Raw genomic sequence first — 16,496 nt, 5'->3', positions numbered from 1 at the left:
TTGGCGCCACCGAACATACCGGTAACCAGATCTCCCGCACCGAGCTTAGTTAGTACGTTAGCGCCACCTAAAAGTACAGAAGAGATATCCCCTGCTCCGGCCTGAGTGATGACGTTAAAACCGCCCGCTCCGGACCAGTTCCCATTGCCATTACCTATTTGGGTATGAGTGTTGTACCCGCCCAACATCAACACCCGGCTGTTACCGTTGCCTTTGTGGATCGAGATATTGCCATAAGCCAGAAGATGTGCCAGATATCGCCCATCCCCGACCCGCACAAGAACATTTACCGCACCACCAGCGTAAACATCCATTTTTCCGCTCTGGCCTTGGTGAACCAGAACATTGGCTAAACCCGCACCATGAAATGTCAGGTCGCCCTTTTCACCACTTTTCACAATGACGTTGGCTGCACCCGCACCATCAAAATTCGTATCACCGAATTTTGAACCATGCAAAATGACGTTTGCCACCCCTGCGCCTTTAAAATTAACATTTCCCCGAGTAACATTAGATTTAATAATGTTTCCACCACCCGCACCGTTAAAATTCACGTAACCACTGCTTGTGGATGACTCAACAAGGTCTTGCTGACTATATTCTTCGCTATGTACTAATCGATGAGAAGCATGGTGCACTGTATTGGCACTATATTGAAGCTGGCTTAACGTGTAGCCGGCACCAATGGAGGTATATCCATTATCATAGGAAAACTCTTCATTGGCTAAATTACCCATATGATCGCCTGTTTTGTACCATGCTGTTGCTTTGTATTTCAGTTGCCCTGTATCAGGATCATTGGTCAACTGAACTTCAACCACTTTGGTATATGGCTCCATCACTTTAGCATACACATAAGTATTGGATCGACGATTTGACTTGACTGCGGAAACATCAATTTTGCTACCATCAGAGGAGATCGCATACCCTCCCATTTTGGCATCACCTAGCGAGATATCCTCTGCTTTAACCACCATGCCACCCGCATAGGTTACCCACTGATCTATCAACAGGTTGTCCTCAATAGCACGAATCGCGACGGGTTGATGATGCTCAAAAACCAAACTGGAGAGGCGGTAAGCGCCATTAGCATTTACCGCAACAAATCCATTGCCTGACGAAATGTCTTTCGCAGCAAGATTTTCAAGGTGATTGCCCGCTTTATACCAAGAAGTGGCATGATAACTGAGTCTACCCGTGGTGGGATTATTTTGAAGCTGGACTTTGCTGATTTTAGTGTACATTTCATCAGCAAATGCAAAAAGATAGGTATCCGGTTCGATAGTTGATTTAATACCTATGACCTGTTGAGACTCCTGGATCCAGCTTCCTCCCATCGTTGCCGTCGTCAATACGATTTCTTCGGCTTTAGCAAATTCCAGTGTCTTACCATAGAAATTGCTATTCATGCCTATTCTGGTGATTTCATTGTAAGCACCAGCACCGGAGAAATTAATATTGCCATGCGCGACATCAGAATAGAGTTTGTTATAACCACCCGCACCTTCAAAAGTAATATCACCACGCGTCTGTTCATACCCATCTTTATTTTGGCGTACACGCTCAATTCGATTCGATACCCCCGCACCTCGTAAGATAATATTACCTTCTTTACCTTTACGTATGATGTGATTATCAGCACCTGCTCCATTGAATGTAACGTTACCGCTTTCTACTCGTGAATTGATACTATTTGCAGCGCCTGCGCCATTAAAAGTGACATTTCCCTGTGAATCTTGATAACGGTTAAACCAAGTATGGTCAATGTCATTGTATGCCCCTGCACCGGCAAAATCTAAATTTCCCCGGTTAGTTTCATGCCATAACTTATTGTATCCACCGGCCCCTTTAAAATTTGTATCACCAGACAAACCTTTACGAACCAGTTTATTATAGCCGGCAGCACCTGAATAATTTAAATTTCCCGTTTCACCTGTGTGATTAATAAAAGCCACACCGGCTGCACCCGCAAACGACAGACCACCATCTCCCGTTTTACTAATGCCGGTGTAACCTGAAGCTCCTTTTACCGAAAGGTCGCCATCTGTATGGTATACATCGACTTTAAATGAACCAACAGTAACATCATCATTTCCGCCATAAGCATAAACTTCACCCCCAACACCAATAGCAGTAATACTATTACCATCATTATCGTCGTAGTATTTTCCAGTAAAGAAATACTCTGTACTTCTATTTGATGATTTCCCCATCAAAAATCCCTTTAAGTCATACAAAAATTAAATAAAAATTAAACAAAAAACCACTGCACCTGACGAATACAATGGTTGTTTTGGACATCAAGTTTCCCGCGGACAGTACAAGCTTTCTGACCTTTCCACGGCAAAAAGACACGGCGACGCAAATCCCTGGCAACTTCACGCCCGTGACCAAAAGGAGCAATCATTTCGGGAAAAAATATATGTGGGCCTGAACGCCAATCCGTGTGGGTAAGCTCTCTTTCTCCCGAAAGAATCTCATCTCGATTCTGCTCAGATAAAAAAGCCCAATTACAAAAGGCAATTGGGCGCCCGTGTTCATCTTCGTAATAGCAAAACTGATTCAGCTCAAATGCAGGCAAGATACGCTGTTGCCACTCGGACACTAGGTATCTCCGATGCAGAGGAGAATGCTGACTCAGCAGCATTACTCCTCCAATCATTGCTTGAATTTCTGCGTTATTCAGTTTCACTGGTTGATGTATAATCGCCATCCGCTAATCAACCATGAGATCTTATTTTGTATTTTTAGATAGGCGTTTTTTAGCGTTAGCAGGCTCTTCCGCTATAGATTCCGATACAATTTGCTCTTCAGACACTTGTGGAGCAGGTAAAAACCCTGCTGCAACCAATTTGTCAAATTCAGCCGCCATTCGTGGATCTTCCAACATATTTTTAACCATCGAAACCATATACATAAATCCCGATGCTGGCATATGGATAACTTGCTTTAATTCAAGTTCATTATCATTTTCTGCCATTATCCCATTCGCCATACGATTAGGTTCTTGACCAACGAAATAAAGAGAAAAAATCCCTTTATTATAATTAACACTAGAGATGGTTTGTACGAATTTTTCAGACATATTTTTATTTACCAAAAATAAACAACTTATTAATGAAGTTATACAATGTATACAACAAAGAATACATTTGATTCACGGGTATCTTGAATTTTTATATCTATAAATACATTAAGAGTAAAAAAACCAATGAAATAATATAGAGAAAAAACTCAAAATCAACATTTACACACAAAAAGTCCTTTTACCCCACATATATAGTCCCATTTACCCACATCGATAATAACAATAAATATAAGATAATAAGTAACACTTAAATGCTACACAAAATTAATATAACCATTTGTTTTAATTCTTATTTTGTGAATTTTAAAGATATTTTTTCATGAATAAAATTGAGAGATTAACCATAGCATCATTAAAATTAATATTGATGATATATAATAGAAAAGAAAACATCACTGACATTGATAACTTAAAAAAACCTAATTGTTATTATTCATCTATAAGTAATATAGAGGAAAAATTTAATTTATCGATTTCAAGTAAAAATTCCGTAAGCAAAAAGCACCATAATATACTTCTACCCGCAATCTTGTTTGATAATAATGGCCTACCCTTTGTTTTAGCCAAATCGAATAAAGAGAGCTCACTAATACAGAGGGTTGATAAAGAAAATCCTGAAATATGGTCCGAAGAAAGGCTGATAAAAGAGTGGAATGGAAAATGGATTAAAATAAAACAGAAACAAGCTAAATTTAACATCCGTTGGTTTATTCCAGAATTTCTGGCACAAAAGAAAAATCTATGTGAGATACTGTTATTTTCCTTTGTATTACAAATTCTTGCGTTAATTTCTCCCTTAGTTATTCAAGTGGTAATGGATAAGGTCTTAATCCATCAAGCGCTATCAACACTTGATGTATTAGTCTTTGGCTTAATCATCGCCGGCATCATCGAGGTGATTTTGCGTGGATTACGAGAATACCAATACGCTCACACCGCAAACCGCATTGATATCAAACTGGGATTAAAACTAGTCCGGCATCTGTTCGGGCTACCTTTACTCTTTTTTAAATCCCGCCAAGTGGGAGCTATTGTTACTCGGGTGCGTGAACTGGATACCGTTAGAGAGTTCCTGACCGGCTCAATGTTCACCTTATCTGTCGATGTTCTATTTATGTTTATTTTCATCTACGTGATGAGCCTGTTATCCGGCCTACTAACTTGGGTTTTTCTCGCAACCTTCCCTTGTTATGCCATTTTGGCATGGTGGGTGACGCCTCGTATGGAAAAAGCGGTTGAACAACAATTCACCCATGCAGCAATAAATACCTCTTTTCTGACTGAAACGGTTTCTGGTGCTGAAACCCTGAAAAGTCTGGCGGTAGAGCCTAAATTCGTTCGCCGTTGGGATAGCCAGACTGAGAAGATGGTCGATACTAGTTATGCAGTACAGCAACTGGGTAATCGTTCAAACCATATTGTTATGCTACTGCAAAAAGTTACCATTGTGGCAATTCTCTGGTTAGGCGCATCAGAGGTTTTATCACTGCAAATGACCATCGGTCAGTTGATCGCCTTCAATATGATGGTAAATCACACGGCCCAACCATTAGCCAGATTAGTGGAACTATGGGGACAATTTATCAGAACGCGGGTGGCCGTCGATAAGTTAGGAGATATGTTAAACCTGCCAACCGAGCAACAATCCGGCCAGCAGCAAATCACACTGCAAGGAGCAGTCTCATTTAACCATGTTGTTTTTCGCTATCAACCTGATATTCCACCAACGATTAAAGGATTGACTCTCGATATCAGAGCCGGAGAAACCATTGGTATTATCGGTGCCTCTGGTTCCGGAAAAAGTACATTGGCTCGTTTATTACTCCGCCTTTATACCCCAGAAATAGGCGCAATTACCTTAGATGGAATCCCATTACAAAATATAAATATTGAAACACTCAGACAGCAAGTCGGTGTGGTTCTACAAGAAAATTTCTTATTTAACAAAACGGTATATGAAAATATTGCCCAGTCAAAACCTGACGCCAACCTGGAAGCCGTGATTAAAGCCGCTAAGCTGGCAGGTGCTCATGAATTTATTCTCAAGCTGCCGATGGGATATGACACAACTATCGCAGAAGGCGGACAATCTTTATCCGGCGGTCAACGTCAGCGGCTGGCGATTGCCCGAACTCTCCTGACTAACCCCAAAATTCTCATTCTTGATGAAGCAACCAGTGCGCTTGATGATGAATCACAATCACTCATTCAATCCAATATGGCAGAAATTGCCCAAGGCAGAACGGTTATCACAATCGCACACCGCCTTTCAACTGTACGTCATTGTGATCGCATCATTGTTCTTAAACAGGGGGAAATTCTCGAACAAGGCTCTCATGAACAGCTACTTAACCACGGTAGACAATACCGGAAGCTCTGGCAGTTACAACAAGAATTAAAACAGGAGATGCCTTGTCATGATTAAAGCTTTTAAGAATAAAATTAAAACCTGGTTGCGCCCTTGCCCGCGGCATTATGACTTTTTACCGACACATTTAGCGTTGTCACAACGACCACCGTCGCCTTTTGCCCGCTACACTGCAATAACGCTCAGTATCGGTATTATCATAGCCTTGCTCTGGGCCTATCTGGGTAAGTTGGATGTTCAGGCAACCGCAACCGGTCGCCTGATTGTCTCTGGCCGTTCTCAGATAATTCAGGCATACGAACAGAGCCGAGTGACCGCTATCCATGTTCAGAATGGGCAGCGGGTAAAGAAAGACGCCCCACTTCTGACACTCAATACACTCGGTGTTAACCAGGATATCACCCGGTTATTAAAGCAGATCGAATATCAAGCCCACGAAAAAATTCGTTATCAGGCTTTGACAGAAGAGCAGGAACCGACAGAACAGGAACTGTTTCAGGCTTTGCCGGCATCTCAACAAACACAAGTTGCTGACAACTATTCCCGGGAGAAAAGAGAATACGAAGCTGTTGTAACAAATCTGAAAGCAGAGATGAACGTCAATCTCTCTTCTCAACAATCACGAAAAAGCGATATCAATGCGCTCACTAAGCTCCGGCAAAATATCAGCCAGCGTTTAAAAGCACGTCAAACCTTAAGTCAAAAACAAGTGATCAGTAAAGTTGAATATCTTGAACAGGAAAAAGAGTTTCTGGAAACAGAACGCCTGATTGCCCAACAAAATGCGGAGCTTCATGTTCTGCAATCGCAATATATTAGCCTGGAAGAACGCTTAAACAGCCTGAAAACACAAAAAGAACGCGAATGGTTTGATAAAAGAAAACAGGCCGAAGTTCAATTGGTCGTTTTAGAGCAAGAGCTGGCAAAAGCTCAGATACGGGAACAACTTGAAGTCATTCGCTCCCCCGTCACAGGAACAGTTCAACAACTCAGCGTCCATACATTAGGCGCGGTACTGCAACCGGCACAAAACTTAATGGTGATCGTCCCTGATGACAACGTGCAGTTGGCGGAAGTGCAAATTTTAAACAAAGACGCCGGATTTGTTTATCCAGGCCAACTAGTCACCGTTAAGGTAGATGCTTTCCCTTATACACGTTATGGCACGATTGACGGCGAACTGCTGAGTATATCCAGAGATTCAACCACCGATGAACGGTTAGGATTGGTCTTTCCCGCTCAAGTGAGCCTTAAAAGTAATAGCATTGCCATAGACGATACCCAGGTTGAAATTACCCCAGGTATGTCAATCGTCGCTGAAATCAAAACCGACCAACGCCGCGTTATCGATTATCTCCTGAGCCCCATCAGAGAGTATCAATCTGAAGCATTAAGGGAGAAATAATCGTGAACCTATTACCTTCTTCTGCCACTGATTCCAGTAACTACACTCATAATCAGGCGCTAAATTGTATCGTCTATGTGGGGAAACAATTTCATAAGTCAGCTACTGTTGATCAACTTCAGCACAGCCTGGGTTTTGACTCCTTATATCTGAGTGATTTACAGCTACGTGAAGCCGCCAACACTATTGGGCTACACAGTAAAATTGAGCAATTAACTGTCAATACTGGGCCAACATTACCCTTACCGGCCTTGATTGAACTGGAACAGCAATGGTGGGTACTGATTGAAGTCAGTAACACCCATATTATTGTTCTCGATCCGGCTACTGAACAAACGAGGTCACTCTCTTTATTTGCTGATAATAAAGAAAATACCTATAAGATCCTGCTAATCGCCGATCAGGAATTAACTAAAAAACATGTCAAATTCGGCCTGAACTGGTTTTATCCCTCCATTTTCCGGCAGAAAAGTCAGATAAGAGATCTGTTTTTGTTTGCCATAGTTCTCCAGTTATTTGCACTGGTCAGTCCGATCTTGTTTGAAAACATCATCGATAAGGTATTAGTAGGACGAAGTTTATCTAGCCTGCATGTATTAGGTATGGCTATGCTCGCTATCGCCCTTGCCGAACCCTTGTATAGCTTTATGCGCAACACCGTGTTTGGGCACATGGCAAGCCAGATAAATTCTGAGCTCTCCGGGCGACTGTATCGTCATCTGGCAGGATTGCCGCTGCAATATTTTAAGCAACGGCAAACAGGGCAGATCATTGCCAGAGTCAGAGAGATGTCTCAAATCCGCCAGTTTCTGACAGGTTCTACCCTGATGCTGTTGCTGGATTTAATTTTCGTCATCATGTTTATTGGCATCATGTTTTATTACGCCTGGATACTAACCTGGATTGTTATTGGCTCACTTTTTGTTTACTTCGTATTCTGGGTAGTCGCCGGGCCGGTTATTCGCCGCAAAGTAGAAGCAGAATATGAAACCGATGCAAATGCAACAAGCTTTCTGACTGAAGCCGTCACTGGGATTGAAACCATCAAAACCACCGCGACTGAAAACCGTTTCTTGCATCAGTGGCAACGTATTCTCAGCCAGCAGTTGACTAAAAGCTTCGCGGCACAGAAAAGCGGTTTAATCGCAGGACAGGGAATCGATTTTGTCCAGAAATTTACCGCCGCGATCCTCCTATGGTGGGGGGTGACAGAAGTCTTACGCGGTGAACTGACTCCGGGGCAACTTATTGCCTTCAATATGCTGGCCGGACACGTCACGCAACCGATCCTCCGGCTCGCACAGGTTTGGCAAGATTTTCAGCATACGTTAATCGCCTTGAAACGTGTGGGGGATATTCTTGATGAGCCAATGGAAAACAGTAAACAGGGATTGGCTTCTGTACCTGAGCTGGAAGGCCAAATTGAATTCAAAAATATTCGCTTCCGCTACCATGACGACACACCAGAAGTTCTGGCGAACCTGTCGTTATTGATAAAATCGGGTCAATTTATTGGTATAACTGGACCGTCCGGTTCAGGTAAAAGTACTCTCACCCGTTTGCTACAAAGGTTGTACGTACCTCAACATGGACAAGTTTTGATTGATGGCATGGATTTGGCTATTGCTGATCCCGTCTCTTTACGCCGTAATATGAGTGTTGTGCTCCAGGAAAGTATCCTGTTTTCTGGCAGTATCACCGATAACATTCGGCTGTGTAAGCCCAACGCAACAGATGCAGAAGTCTATCGTGCCGCTGAGTTAGCCGGGGCCATTGAATTTATTCAATCCTTTCCCCACGGTTTTGCGCATCCAGTTGGGGAAAAAGGAGTAAATCTTTCAGGTGGTCAAAGACAGAGAATCGCATTAGCAAGAGCGCTCCTGGTCAACCCAACTATTCTGATCCTTGATGAAGCCACCTCAGCATTGGACTATGAATCCGAAGCGGCAATCATGGCAAATATGGACGAAATATGCCGTAACAGAACAGTGATCAGTATTGCTCATAGGCTCAATACAATTCGCCACGCGGATAAAATCTGTGTGTTAGATCAGGGGCAAATTATCGAATTTGACTCGCATGACCAATTGCTCCAGCAAGATGGCTTATACGCGCATCTGTGGCATCAACAAGTTGGCGAAAATTAAATGACAATTCAGCCAACTCTTAACAAAGACGGAATAAGTTTTGGCTGAAATTATTTTTTATTTTACTTGTTTGTTCAAAAAAAATAATTCAATGTAATTAACTTATTTAAATTGTTACAATAAGTTATTAAGATGTTAGACAATGAAATATCTTGATACATCTTAATTTTTAAGTTGGAGAATTCTTATGGACAGGAATCCAGTTTCTTTAAGCGTGTTAGTATTTTCAGGAGGATCTCTGACTTCTATTACTGGCCCAATAGAAATTTTAACCACTGCTGCTCGTTTAGCCGGAGCGCCGGAGCCAGAAATCAATATTGTCACACAGGATAATCAGGATGCTGTCGGGATGGGGGGTATTCGGCTAAAACCCAATAAACTCATAGGAGAAATAAAACAAACAGATATTGTCCTGGTGGGTTCAATTGGGGCCCCTTATTACGATTTCGATTTTTGTACTCAAGAAACCTTAGATTGGCTCCAAATGATGGAAGAAAAAAATGTTCCTATCGTCTCCGTTTGTACAGGTTCTTTTGTATTGGCTAAAGCTAATTTACTCAATAACCGCAAAGCCACCACACACTGGCTATTTACCAAATTATTCAAGGACATGTTTCCGCAAGTACAATTACATTCAGAAATAAAAGTCACCAGCGATAACAATATTTTTTGTACTTCTGGCACCTATGAATACAACGATGTCATGATGCATATTATTGAACAGATATATGGTCAAAATACTAGGGAAACCTGTAGTCAGCTCATATTTGGTAATATGGAAGGTCTCCCCTCTCATACTCTCGCAAGTTTTGTACCCTATCGCCAACATTCAGATACATTAATCCACAAACTACAAGACTGGATGCATTCTGCCCCATCAGACAGATTATCAGTTGGCAATTTGGCCGATAAAATTCATCTGTGTGAAAGACAGATGAAGCGGCGCTTTAAGACTGCAACCGGCCAGACACCTATTCAATATATCCAACAGATTCGACTATCTCTGGCGAAATGCCGGTTAGAAAAATCGAATAAGACCATAGAAGAAATCAGCCATGAAGTTGGCTATGAAGATACTCGCTATTTCAGAGAGTTATTCAAGAAACTTAATGGGTTAACACCAATAGAGTACCGTAGAAAATACCAACACCGCTAAAACGGAAACTCAACCACAATCCTTTACAGATAAGCAATGACGCCGCTTTTATCTTTGTCAGGCAGTAGCGATACACTAGAAGCTGGGGTATCATGGCGTGCTATATTTTATGGTATACGCCCTTTACTAATTGAATTTATGGCAAAAGAACAAATGGATCGCACCACTCTGGATTTGTTCGCAAATGAACGCAGACCGGGGCGCCCAAAAACCAACCCACTTTCCAGGGATGAACAACTCAGAGTCAACAAGCGTAACCAACTTCGCCGTGATAAGGTGCGCGGTCTGCGTCGTGTGGAGCTGAAAATAAATGCTGATGCAGTAGATGCGCTTAACTTTCTTGCACAGCAACGCAACATCAGCCGCAGTGAACTCATCGAGCAAATTTTGCTGGCCCAGTTAGCAGAAAGTAACATCACGACTTGATAGCATTGAAGGCACGAAATCACACAAATTTGACAGAATTGTCCTGACTGTTTAGTCAGAATAGGATTTTGTTTTTTTATTAATACAATCAGAGCCTTTTCTACTGATTTTTAACATTTTATACGTATATCTCATACAGAAATACACAAATAAAACAAGAGGTTATATTATCCTATGGCAATTATAGGTATATTTTTTGGCAGCGATACCGGCAACACAGAAAATATTGCCAAAAAGATCCAAAAAATTCTGGGTTCCGACATTGCAGAAGTTCATGATATTGCCAAGAGCAGCAAAGAAGATATCGAACAGTTCGATATTCTGCTGCTCGGCATCCCTACCTGGTACTACGGTGAAGCACAGTGTGACTGGGATGATTTCTTTCCTACTCTGGAAGAGATCGATTTTGAAGGGAAGTTGGTCGCCCTTTTTGGTTGTGGTGATCAAGAAGATTACGCGGAATATTTCTGCGATGCTATGGGAACTATCCGTGACATTATTGAACCCCGCGGCGCCATTATTGTTGGTCATTGGTCAACCGAGGGCTATCACTTCGAAGAATCAAAAGGTCTGGCTGATGATAGCCATTTTATTGGGCTTGCTATTGATGAAGACCGCCAACCAGAATTAACAGAAGAGCGTGTTAATGCCTGGACTAAACAGATCTACGAAGAGCTGAGTTTGTCAGAAATTCTTGCAGGATAGCGGCCTATCCCAGTAAGCGTAATTGGTGCAGGCCATTTCTTATCAATAGTGAACCCACGGTAGGTGAGAAGTGACTCGCTTCACTCGCACCTGTGGGATCGCATTCAAAGGCTATTACTTTTGTCAGAACGCTGCTTAAATCCGCTTTTCACTACGAAGAATGGCAAAAAACAGCCTAAGTATGATAAATAGTAAGGTTATTCCTGCGTTTTATAAACGATTATTCTGGCAAAATGTATAATGAAAGTTAAGGTTAACGTGGTTTTCATTTTCATTAGCCATGCCTATAATCATAATCTGATAACTAACTGGTACTTTTTGAAGTATCACTAAGTTCACTTTACTGAGTAACAGGACTGAATCCGCATGACCGACAACAATAAGGCATTAAAAGATGCTGGACTTAAAGTTACACTTCCTCGTCTGAAAATATTGGAAGTGTTACAGGAGCCTGAATACCACCATGTCAGTGCGGAAGATCTCTACAAAAAACTGATTGATAACGGTGAAGAGATTGGACTTGCTACTGTCTACCGCGTGTTGAATCAGTTTGATGATGCCGGTATTGTCACCCGTCATAACTTTGAGGGTGGCAAATCGGTTTTTGAACTCACTCAACAACAACACCACGACCATTTAATCTGCCTGGACTGTGGTAAAGTCATTGAATTCAGTGACAAATATATCGAAAGACGCCAGAAGAACATTGCTGAGCGTTATGGGATTAAGCTTTCAAACCACAGTCTTTATTTATATGGTCACTGCTCTGCCGGTAATTGCCGCGAAGATAGTAGTGCACATGATGAGAAATAATTCACGCCTGAACCGCTAATTTTTTATCTACCTAGAGAGGGGAACCCATCAGGGTTCCCCTCTTACTACAACATTATCATGCCTTTACGTTATCAATTCGACTATAACGTTTACCATCCGGGCTGACAGAACGGATCAACACATCACCCCTCACTCTTGGGCGTTTATGGTTGTTATAAACTTCCCAGTTACGACCGCCATCAGTCGAATACTGGATTACCAATCCAGGCAGAGCAACATTAGCCCGCAAGATACCCCGTTTTACCTTAGCCCCCGGAACCGGCAGACGATAAGCAATACCTGCTTTATCCAGTTTACTAAGTTCACGTTGCCCTATCAGGTTAGCGAATCGAGTCCAGTCGCGATTAAGCGCATCTATATCGACTTTATACGTTTCTCCACGCTTATATACCTGGCCCGGAACATAATCCAGCTCCCAACCGGCCCGGTGCCATGCCCGTTCTGCCAGCGGTAACAAGCGCGGATAAATCATATATTCCATCTGTTCATCAGTCCGAACCGTTTCACTCCATCCTTGACCTGAAAGCCCATAAGCGCCCGGCCACGGTTTATCACTTTTCGCACGGAATGCATTACCATCACGGTCAATGGAAGTTTCAGCATTTTGAGGTATGTTATTGGGTGCAAAACTAAAGATCTTAGCTTCATCGTTAAAACGAGCCGCCCAATAATAGCCACGCTCCTGTGGATGAACTTCATATGGCATATCCAGATAAATATAATCTGGGCTAGATATCACCACTTCATAGCCCTTATTCGCCCAATCATTGACTGAATCAAAGCCGCCATCGTAGAGAGCGTCCCAGAAATTCACCCCTACGCGTTTGGTGGCAAAATCTTTAGCGCTGCCAACATGTTTAAAACCATCCTGCCACGCCTGCATCCTTTCAATGCCATTAGCATTCACAATTTTGCTCACTTCAATTGCGAAGTCGCTGGCAAGATAATCAATGTCTTTCACAACACCCTGTTCTATCAACTTCTGACAAATCTGAGACTTAGCCCACGGTTTATCTTCCGCATTTTTATCAATAATGCCCTTACCCGGTACGATAGGACCATTTTTATCCTGGAATCCGTCTCCCAAACGGATATTCTTCGCTTCATCTCCCCCGAAATGCCAAGTCTCCAATGGTGAGCCCGCTGCTTTATGCATAGCGGCAATTTCACCAATGACTTTCTCAACAAACCGTTTTGAAGAATCCATACATGGGTTCAAATAACTGCGACGATCATAGAGCTGAACCGATGTTGCTCTGGTGGTATCCGTTGGATCGAGCAAACGATATTCATTCGCCCCTTTCACATTCCCCTGAGCGATTAATTTCTTATAGCGGGCTTCCATAGAAACAACGGCGGCCCGAGCATGGGCTGGCATATCAATTTCAGGAATAACGTCGATATAACGGGCTTTGGCATATTTCAAAATATCAATGTAATCTTGACGGCTGAAATATCCGCTACCCATGTTGTTGTTATCGGGGCCTGAACCCAGTTGTGGTAACAAACATTTAGTTTCACTTAAATCATGACACCGCTGGCTGCCAACTTCCGTCAACTCAGGTAATCCAGGAATTTCCAAACGCCAACCTTCATCATCAGACAGATGAATATGGAATTTATTCAGCTTGTAACTTGCCATTTGGTCAAGCAAACGCAGAACAGCCTGTTTACTGTGGAAATTACGCCCTACATCAAGGAGAACCCCGCGATACTCAAAGCGGGGCGCATCTTTTGCCGTCAAAGTAGCAATCTTCCTATCGCCATCAACAGGAATTAATGACAACAGAGATTGAAGACCGTAAAACACTCCTGATTGGTCAAAAGCAACAATTTGTGCCCCATGTTGGGTAACATTTAGACGGTAAGCCCCTTTAACCTGCAAATCACCAGTAAAATCTGAAGAGACAATCTGGGTCGCAACGAGATAGCCACTATTCTCTAATTTAATGCCTTGATCAGTAAAACGTTTTCTGACAAGAATAACTGCCTCGTCATTTAAACCACCTAATTCCAGTCTCACCCCACCAGATAAATCAGCATCCCCGGTAAAAATCTGAACCTCTTTTGGTGTCGGGATAATTTGCCCACGCAACTTTTTTGATCCAACCTTTTTGACCTGCAAATTCTTCATATAACGATTTTCAGGTGTCATCAAAATATTATTATCTGTCTGTGTGCGTTTCCATTGATCACCGGTGAAAGCAGATAAGAATTGACTTAGATCTTCTGTATCTGTACTAACAAGCACTTTAGGTTTCGCATCACCCGACGTTGCATACCAGCGAGGTAGAAAATCAGTGCTGTAAATCTGCCAGTATTCTCCAATAAACGGCAGTTTTACCTGCTCATTAGCTTTAATACCGGTGAATTTTTCGGTCGGTTCCAGTCTATGTAAATCGCCCGTGATACGCGTGACTTTGAACTGTTCATTATCTACGCTCAGGACTTGGCGAATACTGTGGAAATAAATCGCCCAGTCAACAGAGTCAATCGCCTGATTACCATTGGTTAAAGTAATATCCACTCGATTACATTTAGCCCAGTCAGCCCCCAGCATTGCACAGTTAACGCCGTGATCTCCCGCCTGATTATCAACGACCTTATAATTAACTTTTAATTGACTCAGTGCATCAACCACTTGCTGCGCTGTTTGGGAAGCATACACAGAACCCATAAGTCCAACTGTTGCAGTCAGTGCTGCTAATGTATGCAATTTAAATTTCTTCATTATTACCTCTTTCAAACACAAACGTTATGTAAGGTAAGCCGCTGCTCAGAAGCACTAAGAACAGCAGCAACGAGCCATGAGAAGACAATAAACGGCATGATGACGTTGAATTTAATCGCTTTCTCGTTTTGGAAAAAAATACCAATCTTTACGCCATATGTAACCATAAAATTACTGCCAAAAATGTAAATCGATTTATAAAATAAAAAACATTACATTAAGAAATAAAATTAAAATCATCTAATCAACATCTATGAAGATTATTTTTCGCACCACAAATTATCAATAGTGAAAAAAGGATTTTTTGTAAAACATGACAGAGAACACATTAAAAAGGAACGAGATAAAAGTTATATACCTCATTGATATAAAAATATAAAATAATACAAAAACGAAAGAGTAACAATATAAAAAACATACTGAAAAATAGATTGATTAATACAAATACTTTCCAACTAAAATAGATGTAAAACTATTTACCAATGATAATATTTAAAAAAATAAACTACCAATTGTGATTTGTTTTTCTATTATAGAAAACAGTTAAATAACACGAGTTTAACTGAATAAAAAAATATGATGATTGAGATATAATTAATATATAGAAAATACCGGGATATTACTAATACGATTTTATCCCGGTGAAATCATTATCTGTTTTTAAATACAATCTATAAAACCTACACTTACTTAAATTCAAAGCTCTTCACGAACAGCAAGACCTAAGTTTTGCAACATTGGCGCATTCTCACATGCAATATAGAATACTTCATCAATAGCACCACTATTAACATGTTGATGCCATGCCCATACAGGAACATATATCGCATCACCGGCTTTCCATGAAATATGTTGTTCACCAATGAGTGAATACCCCTCCCCATTAACGATATATATTATGGTTTCATAACTATGTCTGTGTTTACGGGTCGATTGTCCAGGTTGTAACCCTCCCAGAGTCATACTGAGAACTTTACTGGGTAAATTAACCATAGCCACTTTATGGCGCCTTTCATTTGAGAAATTCAAATCTTGACTCACTTCAGAGTTCAATACATTTTCATGAATCAATTGAGTAGGCTTATCTTCAATTAATTCTCCGGGAACTTTACCAAAGTCTCCAGATGAGAAAAACGTTTTTTTCACTATAATTACCTCTAATATTGTAGTTTATTGTAAAATTTGTATTTTCTAACTATCTTGAAATAATACTCAACATATTTTATCTTAGTTATCATTTCTGCCTATCTTCTCTAATTATCCTAGCAATACCATGTCATATGTCCGTGATTTCTGACAAACGCACAAGAAGTGCCATCAAAATTACCGATAAGTTTTTTTTATAATATTAACTGCATCATTCTGCGTAATAACAGTGGTGGTTGAACTATATTATCGTTCTATACACCCAACCACCCTTTCCACAAGCACGCTTTTCTTAATGTGCTAACACCAAACCCCGATAATATTTCGATTGTTCGCTGATTTTTTATATGCGCAACAAATGTATTAGTCAACCATCAATGCTTTGTGATGACCATTATATTAGTCCTATATACCCGTTATCTTTCAAGTTGCCTCTTGAAATCCATAGGGTATAGATATTACCAAAAGGGCTGTTACCTGCCATAAAAAC

General features: G+C 41.3%; 13 protein-coding genes. 7 read left to right on the top strand and 6 right to left on the bottom strand.

Annotated features, from left to right (window positions below):
* The 3 genes from rtxA to rtxH all read right to left on the bottom strand — a co-directional run.
* Positions 1 to 2,213, bottom strand: a 2,213-nt coding sequence (rtxA, locus tag AACQ83_RS13720) for an MARTX multifunctional-autoprocessing repeats-in-toxin holotoxin RtxA (protein ID WP_112878107.1), incomplete at its 3' end; no start/stop codon positions are given.
* 38 nt (positions 2,214 to 2,251) lie between these two features.
* Positions 2,252 to 2,713: an RTX toxin-activating lysine-acyltransferase RtxC gene (gene rtxC / locus AACQ83_RS13715; protein WP_112878106.1), complete on the bottom strand. Its 462-nt coding sequence runs from the start codon at positions 2,711 to 2,713 to the stop codon at positions 2,252 to 2,254.
* Positions 2,714 to 2,734: 21 nt separating this feature from the next.
* Positions 2,735 to 3,085, bottom strand: coding sequence for a protein RtxH (rtxH, locus tag AACQ83_RS13710; protein WP_112878105.1), 351 nt, complete (start codon positions 3,083 to 3,085; stop codon positions 2,735 to 2,737).
* 322 nt (positions 3,086 to 3,407) lie between these two features.
* Here rtxH and AACQ83_RS13705 point away from each other — a divergent pair, with 322 nt between their 5' ends.
* The 7 genes from AACQ83_RS13705 to fur all read left to right on the top strand — a co-directional run bounded on the left by AACQ83_RS13705 (position 3,408) and on the right by fur (position 12,108).
* On the top strand, positions 3,408 to 5,513 hold the full coding sequence (locus AACQ83_RS13705) for a peptidase domain-containing ABC transporter (RefSeq protein WP_112878104.1): 2,106 nt from the start codon (positions 3,408 to 3,410) through the stop codon (positions 5,511 to 5,513).
* Positions 5,506 to 6,861 (top strand): HlyD family type I secretion periplasmic adaptor subunit, encoded by a 1,356-nt coding sequence (locus tag AACQ83_RS13700; protein ID WP_112878103.1) that lies wholly within the window; start codon positions 5,506 to 5,508, stop codon positions 6,859 to 6,861. The genes AACQ83_RS13705 and AACQ83_RS13700 overlap by 8 nt, the downstream gene beginning before the upstream one ends.
* Positions 6,862 to 6,863: 2 nt before the next feature.
* Complete coding sequence (locus AACQ83_RS13695) at positions 6,864 to 9,008, top strand: type I secretion system permease/ATPase (RefSeq protein ID WP_112878102.1); 2,145 nt, start codon at positions 6,864 to 6,866, stop codon at positions 9,006 to 9,008.
* Between the two features lie 187 nt (positions 9,009 to 9,195).
* Positions 9,196 to 10,164 carry a GlxA family transcriptional regulator gene (locus AACQ83_RS13690; protein ID WP_112878101.1) on the top strand — a complete coding sequence of 323 codons (969 nt, stop codon included), beginning with the start codon at positions 9,196 to 9,198 and terminating at the stop codon, positions 10,162 to 10,164.
* A gap of 138 nt (positions 10,165 to 10,302) precedes the next feature.
* Positions 10,303 to 10,590 (top strand): LexA regulated protein, encoded by a 288-nt coding sequence (gene ybfE, locus AACQ83_RS13685; RefSeq protein WP_049583800.1) that lies wholly within the window; start codon positions 10,303 to 10,305, stop codon positions 10,588 to 10,590.
* A gap of 174 nt (positions 10,591 to 10,764) precedes the next feature.
* The gene (fldA, locus tag AACQ83_RS13680; RefSeq protein ID WP_112878100.1) at positions 10,765 to 11,295 is read left to right on the top strand and encodes a flavodoxin FldA; all 531 of its coding nucleotides are present in this window, start codon (positions 10,765 to 10,767) and stop codon (positions 11,293 to 11,295) included.
* Between the two features lie 366 nt (positions 11,296 to 11,661).
* Positions 11,662 to 12,108, top strand: coding sequence for a ferric iron uptake transcriptional regulator (gene fur / locus AACQ83_RS13675; protein WP_112878099.1), 447 nt, complete (start codon positions 11,662 to 11,664; stop codon positions 12,106 to 12,108).
* A 76-nt stretch (positions 12,109 to 12,184) separates the two neighbouring features.
* Here the strand turns inward: fur and AACQ83_RS13670 are convergent, their stop codons facing one another.
* The 3 genes from AACQ83_RS13670 to AACQ83_RS13660 all read right to left on the bottom strand — a co-directional run bounded on the left by AACQ83_RS13670 (position 12,185) and on the right by AACQ83_RS13660 (position 16,006).
* Positions 12,185 to 14,860 (bottom strand): beta-N-acetylhexosaminidase, encoded by a 2,676-nt coding sequence (locus tag AACQ83_RS13670; protein ID WP_112878098.1) that lies wholly within the window; start codon positions 14,858 to 14,860, stop codon positions 12,185 to 12,187.
* A gap of 11 nt (positions 14,861 to 14,871) precedes the next feature.
* Positions 14,872 to 15,027, bottom strand: coding sequence for a hypothetical protein (locus AACQ83_RS13665; protein WP_158537778.1), 156 nt, complete (start codon positions 15,025 to 15,027; stop codon positions 14,872 to 14,874).
* A 529-nt stretch (positions 15,028 to 15,556) separates the two neighbouring features.
* Positions 15,557 to 16,006, bottom strand: coding sequence for a cupin domain-containing protein (locus AACQ83_RS13660; RefSeq protein WP_112878097.1), 450 nt, complete (start codon positions 16,004 to 16,006; stop codon positions 15,557 to 15,559).
* Positions 16,007 to 16,496: the final 490 nt, after the last annotated feature.

The sequence above is a fragment of the Photorhabdus sp. S10-54 genome, assembly GCF_963878145.1.
GTDB classification, from domain to species: domain Bacteria; phylum Pseudomonadota; class Gammaproteobacteria; order Enterobacterales; family Enterobacteriaceae; genus Photorhabdus; species Photorhabdus kayaii.
This window is presented reverse-complemented; position numbering and strand designations above follow the sequence as displayed.

What these genes read in the sequence shown, in the direction of transcription:
- rtxC (WP_112878106.1), bottom strand. Translation starts at nt 2,713, where the DNA reads ATGGCGATTATACATCAACCAGTGAAACTGAATAACGCAGAAATTCAA.
- rtxH (WP_112878105.1), bottom strand. Translation starts at nt 3,085, where the DNA reads ATGTCTGAAAAATTCGTACAAACCATCTCTAGTGTTAATTATAATAAA.
- AACQ83_RS13705 (WP_112878104.1), top strand. Translation starts at nt 3,408, where the DNA reads ATGAATAAAATTGAGAGATTAACCATAGCATCATTAAAATTAATATTG.
- AACQ83_RS13700 (WP_112878103.1), top strand. Translation starts at nt 5,506, where the DNA reads ATGATTAAAGCTTTTAAGAATAAAATTAAAACCTGGTTGCGCCCTTGC.
- AACQ83_RS13690 (WP_112878101.1), top strand. Translation starts at nt 9,196, where the DNA reads ATGGACAGGAATCCAGTTTCTTTAAGCGTGTTAGTATTTTCAGGAGGA.
- ybfE (WP_049583800.1), top strand. Translation starts at nt 10,303, where the DNA reads ATGGCAAAAGAACAAATGGATCGCACCACTCTGGATTTGTTCGCAAAT.
- fldA (WP_112878100.1), top strand. Translation starts at nt 10,765, where the DNA reads ATGGCAATTATAGGTATATTTTTTGGCAGCGATACCGGCAACACAGAA.
- fur (WP_112878099.1), top strand. Translation starts at nt 11,662, where the DNA reads ATGACCGACAACAATAAGGCATTAAAAGATGCTGGACTTAAAGTTACA.
- AACQ83_RS13670 (WP_112878098.1), bottom strand. Translation starts at nt 14,860, where the DNA reads ATGAAGAAATTTAAATTGCATACATTAGCAGCACTGACTGCAACAGTT.
- AACQ83_RS13665 (WP_158537778.1), bottom strand. Translation starts at nt 15,027, where the DNA reads ATGGTTACATATGGCGTAAAGATTGGTATTTTTTTCCAAAACGAGAAA.